The sequence below is a fragment of the Pseudomonas sp. GL93 genome, from assembly GCF_003408955.1.
GTDB lineage: Bacteria > Pseudomonadota > Gammaproteobacteria > Pseudomonadales > Pseudomonadaceae > Aquipseudomonas > Aquipseudomonas paracarnis.
Window position 1 is genome coordinate 1 of the sequence record NZ_NKRF01000069.1, and the last position, 15,331, is coordinate 15,331.

The 15,331-nt window shown below is 60.2% G+C and carries 17 protein-coding genes; 8 read left to right on the forward strand and 9 right to left on the reverse strand.

Features of this window, described 5'->3' with window-relative positions; genetic code table 11:
* On the reverse strand, positions 1 to 621 hold a 621-nt coding region (gene mobA, locus CER19_RS12785), incomplete at its 3' end, for a molybdenum cofactor guanylyltransferase MobA (RefSeq protein ID WP_116666695.1).
* 230 nt (positions 622 to 851) lie between these two features.
* On the opposite strand from mobA, the gene moaB reads away from it, so the two are divergent.
* Both moaB and glp read left to right on the forward strand, forming a co-directional pair.
* Complete coding sequence (gene moaB, locus CER19_RS12790; protein WP_116666682.1) at positions 852 to 1,391, forward strand: molybdenum cofactor biosynthesis protein B; 540 nt, start codon at positions 852 to 854, stop codon at positions 1,389 to 1,391.
* Positions 1,388 to 2,593 carry a gephyrin-like molybdotransferase Glp gene (glp, locus tag CER19_RS12795; RefSeq protein ID WP_116666683.1) on the forward strand — a complete coding sequence of 402 codons (1,206 nt, stop codon included), beginning with the start codon at positions 1,388 to 1,390 and terminating at the stop codon, positions 2,591 to 2,593. The genes moaB and glp overlap by 4 nt, the downstream gene beginning before the upstream one ends.
* A 70-nt stretch (positions 2,594 to 2,663) precedes the next feature.
* Here the strand turns inward: glp and moaE are convergent, their stop codons facing one another.
* The 5 genes from moaE to moaA are packed head-to-tail and all read right to left on the reverse strand — an operon-like array spanning position 2,664 to position 5,812.
* Positions 2,664 to 3,116, reverse strand: a complete 453-nt coding sequence (gene moaE / locus CER19_RS12800; protein ID WP_116666684.1) for a molybdopterin synthase catalytic subunit MoaE — start codon at positions 3,114 to 3,116, stop codon at positions 2,664 to 2,666.
* A gap of 3 nt (positions 3,117 to 3,119) precedes the next feature.
* Positions 3,120 to 3,371 (reverse strand): MoaD/ThiS family protein, encoded by a 252-nt coding sequence (locus tag CER19_RS12805; RefSeq protein WP_116666685.1) that lies wholly within the window; start codon positions 3,369 to 3,371, stop codon positions 3,120 to 3,122.
* A complete protein-coding gene (gene moaC, locus CER19_RS12810) occupies positions 3,368 to 3,862 on the reverse strand; it encodes a cyclic pyranopterin monophosphate synthase MoaC (protein WP_116666686.1) in 495 nt (164 codons plus the stop codon). The genes CER19_RS12805 and moaC overlap by 4 nt, the downstream gene beginning before the upstream one ends.
* Positions 3,863 to 3,874: 12 nt before the next feature.
* On the reverse strand, positions 3,875 to 4,774 hold the full coding sequence (locus CER19_RS12815; RefSeq protein WP_116666687.1) for a bestrophin family protein: 900 nt from the start codon (positions 4,772 to 4,774) through the stop codon (positions 3,875 to 3,877).
* A 39-nt stretch (positions 4,775 to 4,813) separates the two neighbouring features.
* The gene (moaA, locus tag CER19_RS12820; protein ID WP_116666688.1) at positions 4,814 to 5,812 is read right to left on the reverse strand and encodes a GTP 3',8-cyclase MoaA; all 999 of its coding nucleotides are present in this window, start codon (positions 5,810 to 5,812) and stop codon (positions 4,814 to 4,816) included.
* A gap of 436 nt (positions 5,813 to 6,248) precedes the next feature.
* Between moaA and CER19_RS12825 the strand changes: the two genes are divergently transcribed.
* The 6 genes from CER19_RS12825 to CER19_RS12845 all read left to right on the forward strand — a co-directional run bounded on the left by CER19_RS12825 (position 6,249) and on the right by CER19_RS12845 (position 11,667).
* A complete protein-coding gene (locus CER19_RS12825; RefSeq protein ID WP_116666689.1) occupies positions 6,249 to 8,573 on the forward strand; it encodes an FdhF/YdeP family oxidoreductase in 2,325 nt (774 codons plus the stop codon).
* A gap of 67 nt (positions 8,574 to 8,640) precedes the next feature.
* Positions 8,641 to 10,062 (forward strand): cytochrome ubiquinol oxidase subunit I, encoded by a 1,422-nt coding sequence (locus CER19_RS12830; RefSeq protein WP_116666690.1) that lies wholly within the window; start codon positions 8,641 to 8,643, stop codon positions 10,060 to 10,062.
* Positions 10,063 to 10,077: 15 nt separating this feature from the next.
* Entirely contained in the window at positions 10,078 to 11,094 is a 1,017-nt protein-coding gene (gene cydB, locus CER19_RS12835; RefSeq protein WP_105226550.1) for a cytochrome d ubiquinol oxidase subunit II, read from the forward strand.
* A complete protein-coding gene (locus tag CER19_RS28775; RefSeq protein WP_165861625.1) occupies positions 11,081 to 11,218 on the forward strand; it encodes a hypothetical protein in 138 nt (45 codons plus the stop codon). Before cydB ends, CER19_RS28775 begins: the two co-directional genes overlap by 14 nt.
* A complete protein-coding gene (locus CER19_RS12840; RefSeq protein WP_116666691.1) occupies positions 11,205 to 11,366 on the forward strand; it encodes a DUF2474 domain-containing protein in 162 nt (53 codons plus the stop codon). Before CER19_RS28775 ends, CER19_RS12840 begins: the two co-directional genes overlap by 14 nt.
* 61 nt (positions 11,367 to 11,427) lie before the next feature.
* A complete protein-coding gene (locus CER19_RS12845; RefSeq protein WP_072435732.1) occupies positions 11,428 to 11,667 on the forward strand; it encodes a hypothetical protein in 240 nt (79 codons plus the stop codon).
* Between the two features lie 218 nt (positions 11,668 to 11,885).
* Here the strand turns inward: CER19_RS12845 and CER19_RS12850 are convergent, their stop codons facing one another.
* The 3 genes from CER19_RS12850 to CER19_RS12860 all read right to left on the reverse strand — a co-directional run bounded on the left by CER19_RS12850 (position 11,886) and on the right by CER19_RS12860 (position 15,082).
* Positions 11,886 to 12,704, reverse strand: coding sequence for an alpha/beta fold hydrolase (locus CER19_RS12850; RefSeq protein WP_116666692.1), 819 nt, complete (start codon positions 12,702 to 12,704; stop codon positions 11,886 to 11,888).
* Positions 12,705 to 12,797: 93 nt separating this feature from the next.
* The gene (locus CER19_RS12855; protein WP_116666693.1) at positions 12,798 to 14,189 is read right to left on the reverse strand and encodes an alginate export family protein; all 1,392 of its coding nucleotides are present in this window, start codon (positions 14,187 to 14,189) and stop codon (positions 12,798 to 12,800) included.
* Complete coding sequence (locus CER19_RS12860) at positions 14,186 to 15,082, reverse strand: VOC family protein (protein ID WP_116666694.1); 897 nt, start codon at positions 15,080 to 15,082, stop codon at positions 14,186 to 14,188. The genes CER19_RS12855 and CER19_RS12860 overlap by 4 nt, the downstream gene beginning before the upstream one ends.
* Positions 15,083 to 15,331: the final 249 nt, after the last annotated feature.

The window sequence follows — 15,331 nt, forward strand, 5'->3', positions numbered from 1 at the left end:
GTCGACTTCTTCGGTGCACGCTAATGATTGCCCAGCCAGCCATTCAGGTGTATTGAAATTGCTCAGGCGCAGATCGTCGCTTACGCAGGTCAATGCCACCAGCTCATGCTTGAGCAGCGCGCGCAGCAGGCTGCGTTCGCCTTCATCCCAGGCCTGGTTCAACTGCGGCAACAACGCCGTTGGGATCAGGCTGAACATGGGCTGCCATTGCCCGGCCTGCTGGATCATTAGCGCGGCGCCGGTCGTGGGTCGCGCCTCGAGCATTGCTCTGATCAGTGCGGCATCAATATTCGGAGCATCACAGGCAAGCACCAGCAGCCAGGGATGGTGCGCAACGGAAATTCCGGCCAAAACACCGGCCAAGGGGCCCGGGAAATCCCTTTGTGAGTCTTCGACCAATTGATCGGCATACGCGCGATAACGCGCTGCATTGCGGTTGCAGGAAATGATCAAGTCGTCGGTGAACGGACGTACGATTGCCTGTACATGGGCAATCAGCGGCCTATCTTTCCACACCAGTAATCCTTTGTCCCGCCCGCCCATACGTGCCCCGCGCCCGCCCGCCAGCAGGAGTATCGAACAGGGGCTGGATGCAGCTTCAGGAGAGCAGCGCGATGGCATGACAGGAGTACCGCGAATTGAGATGAGCAGACGATCTCATTCTCGCGCCTGTACGTCCAATCATGACTATTGAAGGATTGATCGACTCACTCGATCACCGGTGAATGGCGTCCGGAAATATCAGTGATAGAAGCGCTCGATAATCCGGTCGACTGTAACGATTAGACAGTGGCTGTATGGGCGCTTTAGCCTCTGGTGATCGTTTCAATAATGGCTTGTAGGAGAGTGACATGAGCGTGAAGTCGGATGCGTTGTTTGTTCCGCTGAATATAGCCGTGTTGACCGTCAGTGATACCCGTGAATATGCCAACGATACCTCCGGGCAACTGCTGGTCAGCCGACTGCTGGAGGCGGGTCACCGTTTGAGCGAGCGCAACCTGCTAAAGGATGACCTGTATAAAATCCGCGCGCAGGTCGCGACCTGGATCGCCGACGAGCAGATTCAGGTGGTACTGATTACCGGGGGCACAGGCTTCACCGGGCGCGACAGTACGCCTGAAGCGGTCCACTGTTTGCTGGACAAGCAGATTGACGGTTTTGGTGAGTTGTTCCGTGCGATATCCATCCTCGATATCGGTACCTCCACGGTACAGAGTCGTGCCTTGGCCGGTTTGGCCAACGGTACGCTGGTGTGCTGCCTGCCGGGCTCCACGGGCGCTTGCCGCACGGCGTGGGAGGGTATCCTCGCCGAGCAGCTGGATGCGCGCCACAGGCCGTGCAATTTTGTGCCGCACCTCAAATCGGTGGCCTTGTGCGAGTCGCGGGGATGAGCCCGTCACAGCTCATGTCAGTGGAGGAGGCTATCGCTTCACTGTTGGCCATGGCGCAGGCGCGACGCCTGCAAGGCAGTGAGTCGATAGCATTGAGCGACGCACGGCAACGGGTACTGGCCAATGACTTGATCGCGACCCTGGATCTGCCGCCGTGGCCGAACAGTGCCATGGACGGATACGCCTTGAACGTCGACGACTGGAAAGGCCAGCCGCTGACCGTGTCGCAACAGATTTTCGCCGGGCATACACCTGAGGCATTGCTGCCGGGCACCTGCGCTCGAATCTTCACCGGCGCACCGGTACCCCTTGGGGCCAATTGCGTAGAGATGCAAGAGAACGCCGAGCAACTGGAGGACGGACGGGTACGTTTCAAGCAGGCGCTTAGTGCGGGCCAGAATATCCGTGCGCAAGGCCAGGAAAACCGTGCCGGGCAGGTGTTGCTCGCTGCCGGCAAGCGACTCGGGCCTTTCGCGCTGGCCATCGCGGCCGCGCAAGGCTGTACCCATGTATCGGTGGTACTCCGCCCACGGGTGGCATTGCTGTCCACGGGGGACGAACTGGCTGAGCCGGGGACGACGCTGAAGCCCGGCTGTATCTACAATAGCAATCGCGTTTTGCTTAGCCATTGGCTGAGTGCATTGGGTTGTGACGTCATTGATGGCGGTATTCTTCCTGACCAGCCGCAGCACACGCGGCTCAAGCTGGAACAGTTGCGACCTGCCGCCGACTTGATCCTGACCACCGGTGGGGTGTCAGCCGGAGACGCCGACTGCCTTGGCCAGGTGCTGCGCGATAGCGGTAAACCGTTATTCTGGAAACTCGCGATCAAACCGGGAAAGCCTTTGACCGTGGGCTACTACGGTAACGTGCCTGTCATCGGCTTGCCAGGCAATCCGGCCTCGGCACTGGTGACGTTCGGCCTGCTGGCAAGGGCATACCTGTTGCGTATCCAGGGTGTTGATGACGTCACGCCCCTGAGCTTCCCGGTTAACGTCGGGTTTGACTGGCCGAAAGCAGGCAGCCGTCGTGAATACCTGCGGGCCAAGCTGGAGGAGGGCCGGGCGATTCTGTATCCGAACCAGAGTTCAGGCGTACTGTTGGGAGCTTCGTGGGCGGACGGCCTGCTTGAAATCCCCGAGGGCTGCACTTTGCAGCGCGGTGACACGGCGCGGTTCATTCCTTTCTGCGACTTGTTCTGACGCGGCATGCACTGTCCTCAAATATCGCCACCGCCACTGTAGGAGCAAGCTCGCCCCTACCGCGGGGGCGTCATGCAGTCCAGCGGTTTACCGCCAGTTGGTCACTTTCTCTTCCCTCTACCCAGCGTTCTCCGGACGGCGTGTGTTCACGCTTCCAGAAAGGTGCCTGAGTCTTCAGGTAGTCCATCAAAAAATTGCAGGCATCGAAGGCTTCCTGGCGATGTTCGCTGGCAACACCGACGAACACGATGGGTTCACCGACCTTCAATACCCCCACGCGGTGGACGATGCTCGCCCGTTTCAGCGGCCAGCGTTGATGGGCTCTATCGATGATCTGCTGCAGCGAGCGTTCGGTCATTCCCGGGTAATGTTCCAGGAACAATTCGCTGACCTGATCCCCCTGGTTGAGATCGCGCACATAGCCGACAAAGGTGGCTACGGCGCCGACGCCCGGCTCTTCGGCGTGCAGGCTGCGGGTCAGCTCACCCAGATCAAACAGCTCGGTCTGAACCTGAACAGGCATTGATCAACCTCCGGTCACTTGGGGGAAGAAGGCGATTTCATCGAAGTCTTTTATCGGCGCGCCGGGTGTGCACAGCTCCTGGTTCAATGCGCACATGAGGCTGGTCTCACCGAGCACTTGCTGCCAGATCGCACCTCGGGCGCACAGGTGTTGCCTGAGGTCGGCAATGGTGCGCAGCGACCCGTCCAAGACGATTTTTTCGCCGCCGATGCCCAGCTGTTCCCGATAGCGCGCAAAGTAATTGACCAGGATCATTGCACGTCACCCGCGACAAAGGTGCCCGACTTGCCACCCTGTTTTTTGAGCAACTGGATCCGGTCGATGATCATCCCGCGGTCCACGGCTTTGCACATGTCATAGATTGTCAAGGCCGCTACGCTGGCGGCGGTCAGGGCTTCGAGCTCGACGCCGGTCTGGCCGTTGAGTCGGCAGGTGCTGACGATCTGCACGCTGTCGGGCTCGACAGCACGCAGTTCGAGGTGAATCGAACTGAGCATCAGCGGGTGGCAGAGCGGGATCAGTTCATGGGTTTTTTTCGCCGCCATGATCCCGGCGATACGAGCCACCGCAAACACGTCGCCCTTGGGGTGCCCGTTAGCCTGGATCAGTTGTAGCGTGGACGGCTGCATGCGTACCCAGGCCTGGGCTTGGGCCTCACGGGTGGTTGCCGCTTTGTCCGTGACGTCGACCATGCAGGCCCGGCCTGCGGCGTCCAGATGGGTCAGTGTGTGGGAGCGTTCGTTCATGGGGGCCTCGGGTCAGTTCAGTACACAATCAATGGGTTGGAGCACGGGCGGCAGTTGTGTCGCGCCGTTGGCGTGCAGCACTTCGCGTTCAATCGTGCGCACGATGGCATTGGTTGGCAGGTCGTTTTCGTCGTAGCCGAAGGGGTCTTCCAGCTCATCGCCAATCGCGTCCAGCCCAAAAAACGTGTAGCTCACGATGGCGGTGAAGACCGGCGTCAGCCAACCCAGGGGTTCGGCCATGGCGAAGGGCAGCAAGATGCAGAACATGTAGCTGGTGCGGTGCAACAAGAGGGTGTACGGGAAGGGCAGCGGCGTACTTTTGATGCGCTCGCAAATCGTCTGCGTACGGGTCAGGTTGCTCAAGTGCCGGGCCATCAGTTGGTAGCGCCATTCACTGAAGGCCCCCGATTCGGCCAGCGCCGAACACTGCTGGGTCACGCGGCCGATAATGCTTTCCGGGATATTCGGGGTGCTAGCCGACGGCAGCTTGTCGAGCCAGGGCGCTGCCGCGATGGACTCATTTTCATTGCGCAGCCTGGCGTTCAGTGCGTGGGCGAACCCGCACAGGTTGCGCAGGATCTCTTTGCGTTGGCGAGCATCCTTGATCACCTGGGTTTCGCGAATCATGACGCGCACATCCATCACCATGGCGCCGAGGGCTTTGCGCCCTTCGTACCAGCGGTCATAGCAGGCGTTGTTGCGAAAACTCATGAAGATTGAAAGTGACAAGCCCAGCAGCGTGAACGGCGTGGCGTTGACCTTGGAGAAGTACGCCGGGTGAAGGGTCTCCACCAACACAATCACCGAGGCCAGCAGTGTCACCAGCAGGCTACGCAGTGCGATACGCCGGGCCACTGAGCCCTTGAGCGAAGTCAATACACCGATCAGGTTGGGTTTGGCTCTGACGATCATGGGCAATGGCCTTAATGCGAAGGGATAAAACCGGATGGGTTAACCACCGGTCATGTTCATGAAGCGGACAACCTGCACGTCATCATTGAGCTCGAAGTTGTGCCGATACGGCTTGAGTTTCATCGACTCGACGATGGCACTCTCCAGGCGTTTTGGTTCACCCGGATAGCGCCGCAGCACCTCCTTGAGGTCGACTGAATGCTCGTTGCCCAGGCACAGCAACAACCGGCCTTCAACCGTCAGGCGCACGCGGTTACAAGTGCCGCAGAAGTTGTGGCTGTGGGGTGAAATAAAGCCCAGGCGAATATGCGGCGCCTCGGCCAGGCGCCAGTAACGCGAAGGCCCCTGCGTCGATTCTGCCGAGTCGATCAGGGTGTAGCGCTCGGCGATGCGCTCGCGCACCTGCGCGCTGGAATAGAACGCCTCGGCACGGCTGTGTTCGCTGATGACCCCCAGGGGCATTTCTTCAATGAAGGAAATATCCAGGCCGCGGTCAATGGCGAACGCCACGAGGTCGTTGATTTCGTGGTCGTTGCGGCCCTTCATCACCACGCAGTTGAGCTTGGTGCGTTGGAAGCCCGCCGCATTCGCCGCATCGATACCGGCGATGACCTTGGCCAGGTCACCGGTGCGCGTCAGTTCACGAAAGCGCTTGGGGTCAAGGCTGTCGAGGCTGATGTTGAGGCGCTTGAGCCCGGCATCGAACAGCGGCGCGGCCAGCTTGCCCAGCTGCGAGCCATTGGTGGTCATGCACAACTCGCGCAGGCCGGGGAGTGTCGCGATGCGCTTGCACAGCTCGACCATGCCCGGACGAATCAAGGGTTCACCGCCCGTCAGACGGATTTTGCGCGTGCCCAGTACAACAAAACTCTGCGCCAGTTGATACAGCTCTTCCAGCGTCAGGATTTTCTGACGTGGCAGGAATTCCATGTCTTCGGCCATGCAATACACACAGCGGAAATCGCAGCGGTCGGTCACCGACATCCTGAGGTAGTCGACCCGGCGAGAAAAACTATCCATCAAGACTTGATTGGTCATTAAAACCTCGGCAGCGACGCTGAGCGTGTAACCACGGTGTTTGAACGCTCGATGTAGGTGAGCGCGTTATTTAAAGCAAGGCTAGAGTTGTTTTAATGCCGCGTCTAATCACTATTAACAACTAAGTGATCGACGAAATCTATGGGCTTTTGACGGGGTGTATTATTCGGCTTTTATTATTTTATCTTTTTGATTTTTAACAAAATTTATCGTGATAGAGCATGTCGATTAAGTGGTCATTATTTGTGATTAGACAGGCTGTTTATGCACGGCATAGGCTGAGCGCGTAACCCGATGTTGGACCCTTAAAACCGGTCGACGTGAATCCAGTTTAGTGGGCTTTAAACCGATTTGCGTTTTGCAGTGCCTGAAAAATAATCATCGATAAGGGCTTTAGTTAGGCCCGCGCCTACGTGTGAAGTCTTGGAGAATTACCATGAGCGAAGTTGAACGTTATAAACCGTACAAGGGGGCGGCCGCAGGTTGGGGCGCGCTGATTGCGGTGACGCAAAGCTGGCTGGGCAGTGAAAACGCGTTCAAGAACATCCGCGCGATGCTCAAGACCAACCAGAACGGCGGTTTTGACTGCCCAGGTTGTGCATGGGGCGAGTCGCCGGAAGGCGGCATGGTCAAGTTCTGCGAGAACGGCGCCAAGGCGGTGAACTGGGAAGCCACCGGGCGCCTGGTCAACCCGGCGTTCTTCAATAAATACACGGTGTCGTCGCTGGCGGCGCAAAGTGACTATTGGCTCGAATACCAGGGGCGCCTGACCCATCCGATGCGCTACGACGCCTCGCTGGATCGTTATGTCGAAACCAGTTGGGACGACGCCTTTGCCCTGATCGCCAAGCACCTGAAGGAACTGGAGTCGCCGGACCAGGCGGAGTTCTACACCTCGGGCCGGGCCAGTAACGAAGCGGCGTATCTGTACCAGCTGTTCGTGCGCGCCTACGGCACCAACAACTTCCCCGACTGTTCGAACATGTGCCACGAAGCGAGCGGCCTGGGTATGGACGACAGTGTCGGCGTGGGCAAAGGCACGGTGACGTTTGATGACCTGGGGGAAGCCGACGCGATTTTCGTTATCGGCCAGAACCCCGGTACCAACCACCCACGCATGCTTGAGCCACTGCGCGAGGCGGTGAAGCGCGGCGCCCAGGTGATCTGTTTCAACCCACTCAAAGAGCGTGGGCTGGAACGTTTCCAACACCCGCAGCATCCGCTGGAGATGCTCACCAACGGTTCCGAACCCACCTCGTCGGCGTACTTCCGTCCGGCGCTGGGCGGCGACATGGCGGCCTTTCGAGGCATCGCCAAGTTCCTGCTGGAATGGGAGCGTGATGCACTGGAAAACAATGGCGAGGCGGTGTTCGACCGCGCATTCATTGCCGAACACACCTCGGGTCTCGAACAGTACCTGGCACAGGTGGACGCCACCTCGTGGGAGCATATCGTCGAGCAATCGGGTCTTAGCCTTGCCGACATCGAGCTGGCGGCGCGCATGTACCGCCGCGCCAACCGGGTGATCATGTGCTGGGCGATGGGCGTGACCCAGCATGTGCACTCGGTGGTGACCGTACAGGAAATCATCAACGTGCAACTGTTGCGCGGCAATATCGGCCGGCCAGGCGCGGGGCTGTCGCCGGTGCGTGGGCACAGTAACGTGCAGGGCGACCGCACCATGGGCATCAACGAGCTGGCGCCACCGGAGCTGATCGATGCGCTGGAAGCACGCTTTGACTTCAAGGTACCGCGCCGCCATGGTCACAACACCGTGATGGCGATTGCCGCCATGGAACAGGGGCTCGCCAAAGTCTTCATCGGCCTGGGTGGCAACTTTGCCCAAGCGACGCCGGACACCCCACGCACCCATGCGGCATTGCGCAAGTGCGACCTGACCGTGCATATCGCCACCAAGCTCAATCGCAGCCACCTGGTGACCGGCCGCGAAGCCTTGATCCTGCCGTGCCTGGGCCGTACCGATATCGATATTCAGGCAGAAGGCCCGCAAGGCGTGACCGTGGAAGACACCTTCAGCATGGTGCACATCTCCCACGGCCAACTGAAACCCAAGTCGCCTTTGATGCGCTCTGAACCGGCCATCATCGCCGGGATCGCCAATGCGACCTTGGGCAAGCACCCGATTGACTGGCTGTGGACAGTGGCCGACTACGGCCGCATCCGTGACTTGATCGCCGACACCATTCCCGGCTTCAAGGACTTCAACACAAAACTGCTGCACCCGGGCGGCTTCCACCTGCGCAACAACGCCGCGCACCGCATCTGGCATACCAACAGCGGTAAAGCGCAGTTTGCACCGAGCGAGTTGCCCGCCCACCTGGTCAGCGAAGGCGTACGCAACCTCGACGTCAAGCCGGACCTGATTCTGCAGACCATGCGTTCCCACGACCAGTACAACACCACGTTGTACGGGCTCGATGACCGCTATCGCGGCGTTTATGGCATGCGCGACGTGGTGTTCGTCAATGAGCAGGACATTCGCAAACTGGGTTACGAGCCTGGGCAGAAGGTCGACATGGTGTCGTTGTGGGGCGACGGGCGCGAGCGTCGGGTCAGCGGCTTTACGTTGATCGCCTACGACATTCCGCCTGGCCAGGCCGCCGCCTATTACCCGGAAACCAACCCTCTGGTGCCCCTGGAAAGCTATGGCGACCGCACCTTCACACCCACGTCGAAGTTCATCGCCATTCGCCTTGAACCTGCGCCGGCCAGCAACCTGATTCAGTCCCTCGGCGCTTGAGCCGAGCGGGGCGGCCGGCAGGTCGCCCTGGGTTTTGCTGATCACTGGACACTATGAGGGTATCGTCATGCTAAATCTCGAGGCGCTCGACCTGGCGCGAATTCAGTTCGCGTTCACGGTCTCGTTTCATATCATCTTTCCCGCCATCACCATCGGCCTGGCCAGTTTCCTGGCTGTGCTGGAAGGCTTGTGGCTGAAAACCGACAATCCGGTCTACAAGGACCTGTATCACTTCTGGTCGAAAATCTTCGCCGTCAACTTCGGCATGGGCGTGGTTTCGGGCCTGGTCATGGCGTACGAATTCGGCACCAACTGGAGCCGCTTCTCGGACTTCGCCGGGAGTATCACCGGGCCCTTGCTCACCTATGAAGTGCTGACGGCATTCTTCCTGGAAGCGGGCTTCTTGGGGGTCATGCTGTTTGGCTGGAACCGGGTCGGGCGTGGGTTGCACTTCTTTTCCACGGTGATGGTCGCCATCGGTACGTTGATCTCGACGTTCTGGATTCTGGCCTCCAACAGCTGGATGCAAACTCCCCAGGGCTTTTCCATCGTGGATGGCCGGGTGATGCCGCTGGACTGGTTCGCCATCGTCTTCAACCCGTCGTTCCCGTTCCGCCTGACGCACATGGCAATCGCTGCGTTTGTCGCCACGGCGTTCTTCGTCGGTTCCTCGGCGGCCTGGCACCTGCTGCGTAAAAACGACACCCCGGCAGTGCGCAAGATGCTCTCGATGGCGTTGTGGATGGCGTTGATCGTGGCACCGATCCAGGCGGTTGTCGGTGATGCCCATGGCCTCAACACCCTGGAGCACCAACCGGCAAAAATCGCCGCGATTGAAGGGCATTGGGAAAACGTCGGTGACGGCGCGACGCCGCTGGTGTTGTTCGGTATCCCTGACATGGAGGCCGAAAAGACCCGCTACGCGATCGAGGTCCCGTACCTGGGCAGCCTGATCCTGACCCACAGCCTGGACAAACAGATCCCGGCGCTCAAGAGCTTCCCTAAAGAGGACCGACCGAACTCGACCATCATTTTCTTCAGTTTCCGGATCATGGCCGGGCTGGGGATGTTGATGATCCTCACCGGGATACTGGGCTTGGCATTACGCCGTAATGGCGCGCTGTATCGCAATCGCCTGTTCCTGCGCCTGGTGTTGTTCATGGGGCCGACCGGCCTGATCGCGATGCTCGCCGGCTGGATCACCACCGAAGTCGGGCGTCAGCCGTGGGTGGTCTACGGGCTGATGCGCACCGCCGACGCGGCGTCCAACCATACCGTCACGCAGCTGAGCATCTCTTTGGCGTTGTTCGTGGTGATCTACTTCTCGGTGTTTGCCGTGGGAATTGGCTACATGATGAAGCTGGTACGCAAGGGCCCGCAGCCCCATCACGACCATCCGCCCCAAGGCGGCCCCGGCCAGGACCGTACGCCACGCCGTCCCCTGTCCGCCGTTACCGAGACGCTCGCGTCCGGTGACCACACCAACTGATCGAGGGGATTGCACATGGGCATTCAAGGTATAGACCTGTCGTTGATATGGGGCGTGATCATCGCCTTCGGGGTGATGATGTACGTGATCATGGACGGCTTCGACCTGGGGTTGGGCATCCTGTTTCCGTTGATCCCGGACGAGCAGGAGCGCGACGTGATGATGAACACCGTGGCGCCGGTATGGGACGGCAACGAGACGTGGCTGATCCTGGGCGGCGCGGCGTTGTATGGCGCGTTTCCGCTGGCGTACTCAGTGATCCTGGAAGCGTTGTACCTGCCGCTGATCTTCATGCTGGCCGGGCTGATCTTTCGCGGCGTGGCGTTTGAATTCCGCTTCAAGGCCAGCCCGCAGAAGCGGCACATCTGGGACATGGCGTTTATCGGCGGCTCGTTCCTGGCGACCTTTTGCCAGGGCGTAGTGATCGGCACCTACATTGCCGGCATACCGGTGGTAAATCGCCAGTTTGCCGGCGGCACCCTGGACTGGTTGTCTCCGTTCCCGCTGTTCTGCGGCGTAGGGCTGGTGGTGGCGTACGCCCTGCTGGGCAGCACCTGGTTGCTGGTCAAGACCGAAGGCATGCTGGAATCGCGGATGCGCCTGTTCAGCCATTACCTGGCCTTCGCCCTGATGGCCGTGGTGGCCGTACTGTGTGTGTGGACCCCCTGGCTGCACCCGGAAATCGCCACGCGCTGGTTCACCCACGCACACATAGTGGTGTTCGGCGGGCTCTTGCTGCTCGGCGTACTGGCCCTGGTCGGGTTATTGAAGACCTTGCGTCAACACCATTCCCACTGGCCGTTCGTGTTCACCCTGATGCTGGTCTTCCTCGGCTATATCGGTCTGGCGTTCAGCATCTGGCCGAACATCGTACCGCCGTCCATCAGCCTGTGGGACGCCGCATCACCACCGTCCAGCCAGCTGTTTATCCTGATCGGTACCCTGTTCATCCTGCCGATCATCCTGATGTACACCTGCTGGAGCTACTACGTCTTCCGTGGAAAAGTGAGGATTGGCGATGGTTACCACTAACGCTGAAAAACCGATGCCGTTTTACAAACAGGTGGCGCAGTTAAGCCTGCTGTTTTGCACGGCACTGATCATGCTGGCCGCCGCGACGGCCCTGACAATGGAGATGGCCCATGGAACGCTATGAAGTGTCACAGGCTCAAAATCAGGCAGGCCCCTGGTACAAACGGGTGTGTTGGCTGATCGCTATTTGGCTCGCCAGTGTGGTTGCACTCGGCATCATGGCCAGTGGTATTCGCGGGATCATGCACATGGCCGGCATGAGTAGCCATTGACGGGGCATTTTACCAAACGAACGTCCGGCGCTGAACGTGGCGCCGGATCAAGGAGAGACGTATGTCAGAACGTATTGATAGAGACCATCCTGTTGAATATGTGACAAAAAGTGGTGTCACCGTGATGATTGGCTTCAGCTGGGGCCAGGCACTGGATATTCCTGTGGGTGCCCGGTTGACCTTGCCAGGCGAGGATGCCCGACCTGCCTTTGTGGAGGGAGACCATTGGGAGAGTTACGAGCAGGCGGTGGAAGGGGCGCAAGAAGCGGCAGAGCGGTGGGTGAGATCTCCGCTTCGATGAAAGGGCTTATGGGGCTGGCGTGGTGGTGGGGTGAATTGCGCCTGGCCTTGTAAGCGTCACTGGATTTCAGGCACAAAAAAAAGACGTCTTTGGACGTCTTTTTTTTATGATGCTTACTATTTTTGCGTTTGCGTACCCGCCGTGAATACCAAAGTCTCCAGCAACCACTCACCCTCAGGGCTTTCCCGGCCAAACAGGGAGAGGGTGTTTCAAGTGGTTCAGCGGTTCAGGAACCCCAGCAGGTCTTCATTGAGCTGTTGAGCGTGGGTCACGGCAAACCCGTGCGGCGCATCTTTGTACACTTTCAGTTGTGCGCCCTTGATCATCTGCGCCGCGACTTTGCCGGTGGTGTCGAACGGCACTATCTGGTCGCCGTCGCCATGGATCACCAGGGTCGGTACGTCGATCTTGCCCATGTCCGGGCGGAAGTCGGTTTGCGAGAACGCGGTGACGCAATCCACGGTCGACTTGAGCGAGGCAAGCATGGCGATCTGCAGGGTTTGGCTGAGCACACCCTCTGAAACGTGCTGGCCTTTATTGAGACCGAAGAACGGCGTGTTGAAGTCGCTGATGAACTGCGCACGATCCTTCAACAGGCCCGCCTTGATGCCATCGAACACCTCGCCAGGCACGCCTTGGGGGTAGTCGGCTTGCTGGCCGAAGATCGGCGTGACCGCGCCTAACAACACCAGGCCGGCGACACGGGCACTGCCGTGGCGGGCGATGTAGCGCGCCACGTCACCGCCGCCCATGGAGAAACCCACCAGGGTCACGTCCTGCAGGTCCAAGTGTTCGATCAACTGGGCGATATCGTCAGCGAAGGTGTCGTAGTCGTTACCGGTCCAAGGCTGGTCCGAGCGGCCAAAGCCACGACGATCAAAGGCGATGGTGCGAAAGCCACGGCTGCTCAGGTATTCCATCTGGTATTCCCACATGTCCGCATCCAGCGGCCAGCCGTGGCTGAACAGCACGGGCTTACCGCTGCCCCAGTCCTTGAAGTAGATCTGGGTACCGTCTTTGGCAACGAATGTGCTCATCTGAAACTCCTTGCAGGGCTGAAAAAGGGCGGTGAAAAAACCGCATCACTATTGCCGTAAACCTGAGCCGAGGCTTGTATGGGTGTGCTTGTCTCACCAACTGAACTTGAGCTCCATGCCCAGGTAATTGCTGTCGTGCCCACCGGCATCACGCAGGGTCTGGCCGACCGCGTAGTGCACGGCCTCGACCGCACCGCTGAGGTTGGGCGTAAAGGCGTAGTCGGTGCGCAGTTGACCGTAGGCGCCGGTCCAGCGCTCGCCTTGGCCCGCCGTGCCAGCCACGGCCAGGTTGGGCTGGGTGTAGACGGCGTCTGCGGTGGTCTGCCGCCACAGCAGGCCGACGGCGGTTTGCACGCTGAGCTTGGCGATGGGCTTGACGGTGATCGACGGCTTGACGTGGATCAGGTTGCTGTAGCCGGTGTAGCCCGCCAGGGAAAAGTAATAGCCATTGGGGAACAGCGGGTTGAAGGTGCCGACCCGGCCATCACCGGCCTGGCGGTCACCGGAAGCGATATCCAACTGCAGGCCGATACGCGGCTTCCAGGCCAGGGTGTCAAAGGTGTAGCCGGTGCGGCTGCCACCGGCCCAGGCGCGAATCGTCTTGCTGCCCACCGAGCCGCGTTGCAGCATGGCTTCGATGTCCCAGTCGAAACCCTGGGCTGCGCCACCGAGGCGGGCGTCCAGCAACTGGCGGGTTTCGTCGCCGTCGGCGTCCAGGTAATGGGCGGCACTGCGCTCGTATACGCCGTAATAGGCCGACAGCTCATTGGTGCCGCCCACCAGCCGCTCGACCCGTAGCATGTGGAAGCGCGCGTCGCTGTTGGACTTATCGTCGAAATGCCGGCCATCCTGGTACTGCACCGGTTGGCTGGCGATCCCGATAAAGCGCCATTGCGGCGTTTCCCAGTCCGCCCACAACGCATCGAAGGACTGCCGCACATTCGGGCCGTCCCGTGACGAGATGAAGCGCTGCAAGTCGAAGGCGAAATCCTGGCGGCCAGCCCGTGCCTTGAAGGTGCCAGCGCTGAAGGTCTTCAAGTATTCGGCAAAGGCCAGGCGCAGGTCGACGCGGTTCTGGTCGGCACCGCCAATCGTGGTCTTGTCATAGGCCCGCACATCTTCCAACTGGGTGAACAGCCGCCAGTGTTCGTTCAGGTGCAAGTCGGCGTGCACCTGAAAGCGCTGGATCAGGTAGCGGTCACGCGCTACATCCCGCACGCCGAACCCGCTGGCGTCGTTCATCTCGAAGCGTTCACGCAAGGTTGCGCCCAACGACAAGTAGGTGAACGGGTTGGCGGCGGACAGTGGGATGTACTTGAGGTTGTCCAAAGGTTGCGTGCGCAATGCCGGGTCCTTGAGCACAGACCAGTCTTCCTGCCAGCGGTTGGCCTTGATCGCCGGGCGAACCGGCTGGTCGTCGGCCTGCACGCCGCCAGCAAGCAACGGCCACAGCACCGCCAGGCTCCAGCCTGCGTGACGAATCATTTTGCCGCGCTGAGTTGGTGGATTTCTGCGACATAACCGCCCGGGAACTCCACCAGTGCGCTGCGCCGACCTTTGCTGTCGAATGCCGGCACCAGCACTGTGGCGCCAGAACCGGTGGCCTTGCCCAAAGTGGCGGCCAGGTCGTTGACCTGATAACCGGTGGTGTCGTGGCCGAACGGGTAGGGCAGCTGGCCGTTGGTGACCAGCACCGCCATGCGCCCGAACGGCGATTCGATCTCGACGCGGCGGTAGTGGCCGCCGGCCTGGCCGACATCAACCCCTGGGGCGTGCTTGTCGTCGCTCACTACCTTGCCGTGGGAGAAACCCAGGAACGCCTTGATAAACCGCTCGGCGCTGTCGCTGGACACATACACACGGTTTTCCGGCACGGTGTCGAAGGCGGCGTAATCCGGGGTCTTGGTGTGCCAGTAGAGCTGCATGTTCACGCCACCCGGCCATTGCACCACGGCGTCGCGGCCGATGGGGTCGGGGAAATCGCTGACGATCACATCGGCGCCATTTTCCCGTGCGGCCTTGAGGGCCACGTCCATGTCCTTGACCAGGTAGCCGTTGCGTTCCTGGCCGAACGGGTGAGGCACGGGGGTGGTAAAGCCGAACAACGACACGGTGCCCGCCGGGGTCTGGAGCAACTGCGAGGTGGTGCTGCTCGGCACCGGCAGTACGTTGACCACGACCTGGGGCGTGCTTTTGCCGCCGAAGGTGGCGAGGAAACTCTGGGCAAAACGCTCCACATCGGCCGGTGCCACATACACATGGCTGGTGTCGTATTGCGGCGCCACGGCCACACTCGGGGTGGCGGCAAACGCGCTGTTCATCATCGCACTTGCCAGCAGCGTCAATGCCAGCGATACCTTGGTTGCTGTGTTACCCATGCCCGTTCTCCAGCGCTTCTGAGGGTTCGAAAGCCGTGAGGTTAGGGGGGCAGGGCGGTGGGGAATTGTATGGACGTGCTCGGTTGAACGTTTCAGCTACGCGGCCCAGGCAGCCGACGCCTGTCAACCTGACACCCCTCAATCCAAATGTGGGAGCTGGCTTGCCTGAGATGACGGCCAGCCAGCCGACGCTTCTCTACCTGACACCCCACAATCCAAATGTGGGAGCTGGCTTGCCTGCGATAGCGG